The organism is Candidatus Brocadia sapporoensis (genome assembly GCF_001753675.2).
GTDB classification, from domain to species: domain Bacteria; phylum Planctomycetota; class Brocadiia; order Brocadiales; family Brocadiaceae; genus Brocadia; species Brocadia sapporoensis.
The window spans coordinates 1-6,900 of sequence record NZ_MJUW02000050.1 but is presented as its reverse complement, the minus strand read 5'-3'; the positions used below and the strand labels follow the sequence as shown (position 1 = coordinate 6,900).

The 6,900-nt window shown below is 41.2% G+C and carries 6 protein-coding genes; 1 reads left to right on the top strand and 5 read right to left on the bottom strand.

Features of this window, described 5'->3' with window-relative positions; translation table 11 throughout:
• Positions 1-185 (top strand): hypothetical protein (locus BIY37_RS13835; protein WP_230402434.1); only part of this gene is annotated, 185 nt, incomplete at its 5' end.
• A 30-nt stretch (positions 186-215) separates the two neighbouring features.
• Here the strand turns inward: BIY37_RS13835 and BIY37_RS13100 are convergent.
• The 5 genes from BIY37_RS13100 to BIY37_RS13395 form a co-directional block, all read right to left on the bottom strand.
• Entirely contained in the window at positions 216-416 is a 201-nt protein-coding gene (locus tag BIY37_RS13100) for a hypothetical protein (RefSeq protein ID WP_143299166.1), read from the bottom strand.
• Between the two features lie 133 nt (positions 417-549).
• Complete coding sequence (locus BIY37_RS04385) at positions 550-1,941, bottom strand: sigma-54-dependent transcriptional regulator (RefSeq protein ID WP_070066619.1); 1,392 nt, start codon at positions 1,939-1,941, stop codon at positions 550-552.
• A gap of 24 nt (positions 1,942-1,965) precedes the next feature.
• Positions 1,966-4,269 (bottom strand): ATP-binding protein, encoded by a 2,304-nt coding sequence (locus BIY37_RS04380; protein ID WP_070066618.1) that lies wholly within the window; start codon positions 4,267-4,269, stop codon positions 1,966-1,968.
• A 912-nt stretch (positions 4,270-5,181) separates the two neighbouring features.
• The gene (locus BIY37_RS04370; protein WP_070066616.1) at positions 5,182-5,973 is read right to left on the bottom strand and encodes a glycosyltransferase family 2 protein; all 792 of its coding nucleotides are present in this window, start codon (positions 5,971-5,973) and stop codon (positions 5,182-5,184) included.
• Between the two features lie 680 nt (positions 5,974-6,653).
• A partial coding sequence (locus tag BIY37_RS13395) for a hypothetical protein (protein WP_179129283.1) occupies positions 6,654-6,900 on the bottom strand: 247 nt, incomplete at its 5' end.

The window sequence follows — 6,900 nt, the reverse complement described above, 5'->3', positions numbered from 1 at the left end:
CTTACCTGTATGCTCAAGGAGATATAAAAGAACCCACACGACTACACGATGACCCGAATTTCATTTCATTTGTGCAAGTTACAGGAGTGATACTGACAAACTTAATTGTCGGTGTTTCCAGTGAGACGGATCATATTCAGCGTAACGGGGTAAATGTCTCTGGAACCAGAATGGAGAAAAGGTAATTGGTTAAGAGAAAATTCAACATGCCAAAGTTACAAATCAAGGGTAACACCCAATATCATATAAACATGATATCTTGCAGTGTTGTATTGAGTTCTCCCAAAGAGAGAATCTGCCGCTGCACCACTCTTCCCGTGCTGACCCGGTGGTGCTTTACTACGTTCCAATAACGGTGGGTTTTCCCGCCTTTCGTTCGTATCTTTTCCCGGAGAAACATGCGGGCGTTTTTGCACTTTCCTTTGCTTGTGTCAATAGAGTAGGTCGGCGCTACAAGCCGTTTTCAAAAGCACTCCTTTGAATATCGTGGCTTTTCTGACGCTTCTCACCTGAAAACAAACTTTTTTGCTGCGAATTGCGAAAGCCGGGCTAAGGCATTGGTTTGTCAAACGACTGTAGCTTCACCAACCTGTTGCGAAGTGTCGTGCGAGGGATGCCTAATATCTCAGCCATTTTGACTTGATTGCCATTTGTCTTTTGATGCGCCCACTGGATAAGTTTTTTTTCTACTTCTGTCAGCGCGTCTTGTAAGTTTATCGACTGCTTATTATATAAATCCATGGATAATAAATCTGTGCTTGCATCACACTTTCTCAAATACTCTGGAAGAGTTTCTAATGATATGCCTTTCGATTTGGAAAATGCAACTGCGTGCTCAATAACATTTTCAAGTTCCCTTACATTTCCTGGCCAATCGTAGGCTACCAGGACTTCTTCTACCTCTGGTGAAACATCCGGTAAGGCATCTTCATATTGTGACACAAATTTTTTTAAAAAATAATTAATCAGCAGCGGTATGTCCCCCTTTCTTTCCCGTAATGGTGGTATGCCAATTTGCACTACATTCAACCGGTAGAATAAGTCTTCCCGAAAGCAACCTTCTTTTACACGCTCCAGAAGGTCTTTTTTTGTTGCACAGATAACTCTTACATTGACACCAAGGGTCTCTTCGCCTCCGACCCTTTCAAATGTTCTTTCCTGAAGTACACGCAAGAGCTTGACCTGCATATCCAAGGGTATATCATCCACGTCATCCAAGAAAATTGATCCGCCATCCGCCAGCTCGAATCTACCGCGACGCATCTTAATTGCACCCGTAAATGCACCTTTCTCATGTCCGAAAAGCTCACTCTCCAGGATTTCTCTATTCAGTGCGGCGCAACTTACTCTGATAAATGGCCCTGTCTTCCTACCGCTGTGGTAGTGAATGGCGCCAGCTATTTTTTCCTTTCCGGTTCCGCTTTCTCCCCGTATGAGAACGGTTGTATCCCTTTCGGAAACACTCTTCACAATCTCGAGTACCTTTTTCATCGATTCACTATTTCCGACAATATTACAGAACTCAAACTCAGCTTGAATTTCACCTCTGAGACGATTTATTTCTGCTGCCGTATTTTTATAATGGAGTGCCCTCTGCAATTTGATTATCAATTCATCCGTCGAAAAAGGCTTTGCAATATAATCGTATGCACCATCTTTAATTGCAGATACGGCACTTTCAAGGGTACCAAATGCCGTCATAATAACAACAACAATCTCCTGATTGTATTTTTTAATTTCCTTGAGAAGCTCCATCCCATTCATGCCGGGCAACCTTAAATCCGTCACCACGACGTCGAAGTCTTCAGACTTAACCATTTTTAAGCCCTCTAACGCATTATCCACCGATCTTACGTGATATCCTTCCTTCTTTAGCTGACTCTCCAGGGATATTCTCATAAGTTTTTCATCATCCACAATCAACACTTTGCTGCCACCCATACTAACACTCCTTAATATTTTGCATCATGTTGTTACCATTATCTTTCTCACAGGTAAACAGACATAAAACGTCGTTCCTTCCCCTGGATTGCTCTTTACCACAATGTTCCCATTATGGTCGTCAACAATCCTCTTGCTAATTGCAAGACCTAATCCACTCCCCATCTCTTTTGTGGTAAAAAACGGATTAAATATTTTATTGAGGATTTCTTCCGGAATCCCCGACCCCGTGTCAGTAATTGCAACTTGTATACTTGACGGATGAAAGTCACAATACCCGGTCTTTATTATCAGATTGCCACCTTTCGAGATGCTATCCAGGGCATTGACGATAATATTAATAAGGACTTGCGAGATATTGTCAGCGTCACCGTAAATTTCTGGTAAATCAAGAGACAATTCCTTCTTCAGATGGACACCAGACTCTTTTATTCGGTGGTCTACAAATCGTAAAGAATTTTCCACAATCTCATTTAAACGGTGATTGGACATGTGCGTAGAATATGGTCTGGAAAATGTCATCAACTGTTTTACGATGATCTCAATCCGTTTCAGACCTTCTGACATTAAATCCAGAAATTCCCGATTTTGTAATACATTTTCGGGTTCCTTCTTCATCATTTTTACAAAATTCTGCAGCCCTCCTAATGGATTATTTACTTCATGGGCTACACCTGCAGCCAACTCGCCTACCGCAGCCAACCGCTCGGTTTGAATCAGTTGCAACTCCATTCTTTTTCTCTCGGTAATATCCCGACAAATCCACTGAATGGACTTCCTCTTCCCATATTCAATCACGCTTGCACTGATACTTGTAGGAGTAAGCCCACCGTCAACATGCTGACAATCAACGTTATCCAGCATACCGGAGCCGGTCTCGTTTATCGTCAGCCATAATTGCCTTGTCTTCTCACGATCGTATTCCGGGACAATCTCCCATATCTTTTTGTCATGAAATTCATTTTTCAAGCAGCCCGATAACTCCTCAGCTTTTTTATTCAAATCAATGATCTGCGCAGAGTCGACATCCAAGGTAAAAATAGCGTCGTTGGCGAGATTAATAGATTCCCGATACCTTTCCTCAGATTCTCTCAATTGTGCAGTCCGTTCACGAATCTTTTGTTCTAGCCCAGCATATGATCCTTCTAACTTTTCGGCCATTTTGTTAAATTCTGATGCGAGGACGCCCACTTCATCTTCAGAATTAATGGCAATACGATACTCAAGGTTTCCCTTCCCGATTGCATGTGCACCTTGAACCAGCCTGGAAATAGGATGGGTAATTCCATGTGCCAGAACAAAAATGATGATAACGATAATGAACTCACTTACGATTGCCAGGGTAATTACCTGGTTCTTCAATTCCGTAATCGACTTAAAGGCCTCAGAGGTATCCTGTTTTACGATCAACCCCCATTTCAACTGGGGTATATAACGAAAAGCCAGAAGAACCTCTATCCCTCTGTGATCAATGACTTTTATGATACCCTCTTCTCCGGCATCTAGCATAAAAGATTCCGGCGTTATTGAATTCACGGGAATACTTACTTTTAGTGACGTATCCGCAAGATGTCGCGTATTATTAAGAAACAGTAACTGATCTCCTGTGCGACGCACCAGGAGTGTCTCACCCGTTTCTCCGCTGCCTGGCCAATCCTGCAACAATGATCCTATGGCGTTATTTGTATTAATACGGATAATGACAATACCGTTGACCACGTCTGTTTCCTCCATGGTAACCGGATCCGTTTTTTTCAATGTACCAAAAAGGGTCATTCCTATCTGTTTTGTGTATTTCGAATAGTGAATATCTTTAAACGGTAGAGCATTCCTTCCCAACACATCAAGACAATACGGGTAATCTTCATCGAGTAATCCGATATTTGATTCAGTCGTAGACATCATAATCTCACCGTTTTCTATATCCAACATCGATATTTCATTGCAGTAAACAAATTTTTCCTTGAGTTTATTCAGGTATTCCGAAAGTCTCTTGTAATAGACCTCACCAATTTCAGATTCCTTCATTTTCTCGACGGAACGGAATGCCTTTCTTAAGTAAAGGAGATTAGAAAACGACACTTCTAGGGATTTGTTCGTAGAGAGAACGCCAATATCAATCAGTCGTTCCTGCAACCAATTGCTCAGTTGCGCCTTTTTTAATTCGGCAATCGAGGTCAGCTTTTCAATTACCCTGTCGTTTAACGCCCGCTTCCCGCGGTTGTAAGCGGTATTGCTTATGATCAGGATGGGCAGTGTCGTCATAAGGATGAAATAGCAGATGAGCTTAACCTTAATGCTCTTAAAAAAACGAACAAACCTTTTCATTCCGTACCTTGCTTTCAATTATATTCATTTATCCGTCCAAAACTTATTGGCCTCTTACCAAAATTATATTTCTACCGAACCCTTAAAGAAAGCGAATTTTCCTACCCGACACAGAAAAACTCTTTTGCTTTGTTATATTTAAAAACAATACAGAGTAAAAGTAGTATCTGTCCAGTAATTATCATTTAAAGCATATTATTTATTCTTTCTCGATGCAAGCCCATTCAGGCAGCACAGGTAATAAAACTCTGTGGCAAATGTTCAGGGCAGGTTTTCGGCAAACAGTCGGAGCGCTTATAAAGAAACCCTGACGAACACTTTAAAAAGTTATACAAAATGGGTATTTCAATCAGCCTGTGAAATAATCGCATCACCCGATGTTGGAAATAAGGGGGCAATTTACATTGGCCCCTGGGGAAAAATGTATGCAATCACTCCGGAAGAAAACTGAAGACAGATGTATACCGCGGGTGACATCATTCTTTATTCTGCGGCAGTTACAACCCTGCACTCTTTGTTTTGGTTCAAACGATAATACCCTCTACGTGCTTACTCTCGATAGTAAATTAAAATGGAAATATATCGCAAAGAGGTAAGAATTTAGGTAACACTTTAGTTTTTTGAAACATCATGACGACGTAAGGTAAATCCCACGTGCTGGTTCAACTCTGACAGGGTTTCAGAACCCTGTCAGAGTTATAAAATAGCTGAGAAGCCATGTTTTTTCAAAAGACTAAATTCTTGGTAACAATTTAGTCTTTTGAAAATTTCCAATAAAAACCGGGTATGACATGCCGCGTAGGGGCAGCATTATTCATACAGAGGGTTTTTTAAAAAACTAACTCGTTCCTTTTGCTCTTTCCCTGTGAATACCTGCCATGGCTACATCTGCATGCAGAATGAAAGGATATTTTACCGGTATATCCGCTTGTTCCACGAGTATCCTCTGAGGGTTGACAGGAATTTTTTCCCAAAAACTCTTATAAGAAACTGTCTGACCACATATCGCGCAAAGCTAGTTGCGCATGCAATAATTTCTCCGGCAGGTGAAGAAAGCTTGTGAGATCTCCGGATCCTCCAGTTATCGACACTAAAACTCGAACTTCCTTTACCACCTGCCCGCATTCGGGTGAGAACAGTATCAATAATTACCAATGGTATGTTGGCCTGCACACATCTTAAAATAAAATCATAATCGGCGCCTATGCGATAACGTGTATTAAAAAAACCCATACAATGATACACGCTTCGTCGTACGAATGTGGCCGGGTGCTGTATGGTCAGCCCTTGATGTAAATGAACCAAACTCGATTTTAACATAACTTCGGCTCCATTCGGTAAATCTTCCCACACTTCTATAGATCCAGAGACTATACCGATATCGGGATTGCGTGAAAATACCGAGACGACTTGCTCTAAGGTATTTGGCATCCATGTATCATCGCTGTTAAGAATGGCAACAACCTCACCGGTTGCGCGACTGATGCCCTTGTTCATGGCGTCATAGAGTCCTTGATCCGGTTCTGACTGCCAGCCCGACATGGCAATTGGGTATTTTTCAACAATGGACTTGGTGTCGTCTAAGGAACCTCCGTCTTGCACAATAATTTCCATGTCCTGCCAGTCCTGACTCATAATGCTTCTAAGCGTATCATCAATCGTCTGCGCGCTGTTAAAGGTAGGAATGATTACGCTAACTCTCATCTTTTATTGAATGTCCTTTGTTTGTCTTGACGCACAATCGGATATTTATCTTTTTCCTCATACCTGCAGATAGCAATACCTTTCTTTTTGTCGCAAGTTTACCTTTCTCTTTTCATATATTCAATACTTTTATTCTATTCTTTTGCCCTCTCCTTTTGTATTATCAGCCTTCGGCAGATTTTCGTTCAAACGCTACATTGATAATTAAAACTACCTCTCACGCACCTTTATAGACCAGTGCATCATGCTTATGCAGTCGAAATCCATATCCTCCAATCCTTAAAACGATATTTCATGCCCGAATTTGCATCATTCTCATCAGGAATTATGATATTATTCACCTGTGTATAGGGTATTTTTATTGATTATCAATTGCCGCTTCCATGTTTCATCAATATCATAAGAGCCGGGGCGGTAGTGATTAAAAATCAATTATGATACCCCTGCCAGTATGTTTTAATTTCAAACGTTTGATGACGGATATCTGGAAATAAACCACCACCCAGCAAATAATTGTCGCCAGGCATATTAGCAATGTGAAAAAATTCAGTTTAACCCTTCATGTCTAACTGAAAAATCCAAAAGAAAGGGGTGCCGTATCTTCCGACACGACACCCCTTTTCTTAGAACTTTTACAACAATTTGACCTATTCCCAAACAAGAACGGTCAGAAATGCTTTTTAGCCCGGTGCTTTTTTTACCTTTACCGTTACGTCGTCTATCAGATTTTTATGCTTGAATCGTACTACTGCAGTGCCCGTCTTATTTGTGGCAGTAATGGTAAACGTTGCCTGACCATTTTCGTCAGTGTAAGCCTCTGTTGGTGAAACAGTCACGCATTTTTTACCACTCACTACCTTAGCCTTTACTGGTTGGTTTACCGACGGGAAACCATCTTTGCAGGTTAAGATTACGGTTTTTTCTGTA

What these genes read in the sequence shown, in the direction of transcription:
- BIY37_RS04380 (WP_070066618.1), bottom strand. Translation starts at nt 4,269, where the DNA reads ATGAAAAGGTTTGTTCGTTTTTTTAAGAGCATTAAGGTTAAGCTCATC.
- BIY37_RS04370 (WP_070066616.1), bottom strand. Translation starts at nt 5,973, where the DNA reads ATGAGAGTTAGCGTAATCATTCCTACCTTTAACAGCGCGCAGACGATT.
- BIY37_RS04385 (WP_070066619.1), bottom strand. Translation starts at nt 1,941, where the DNA reads ATGGGTGGCAGCAAAGTGTTGATTGTGGATGATGAAAAACTTATGAGA.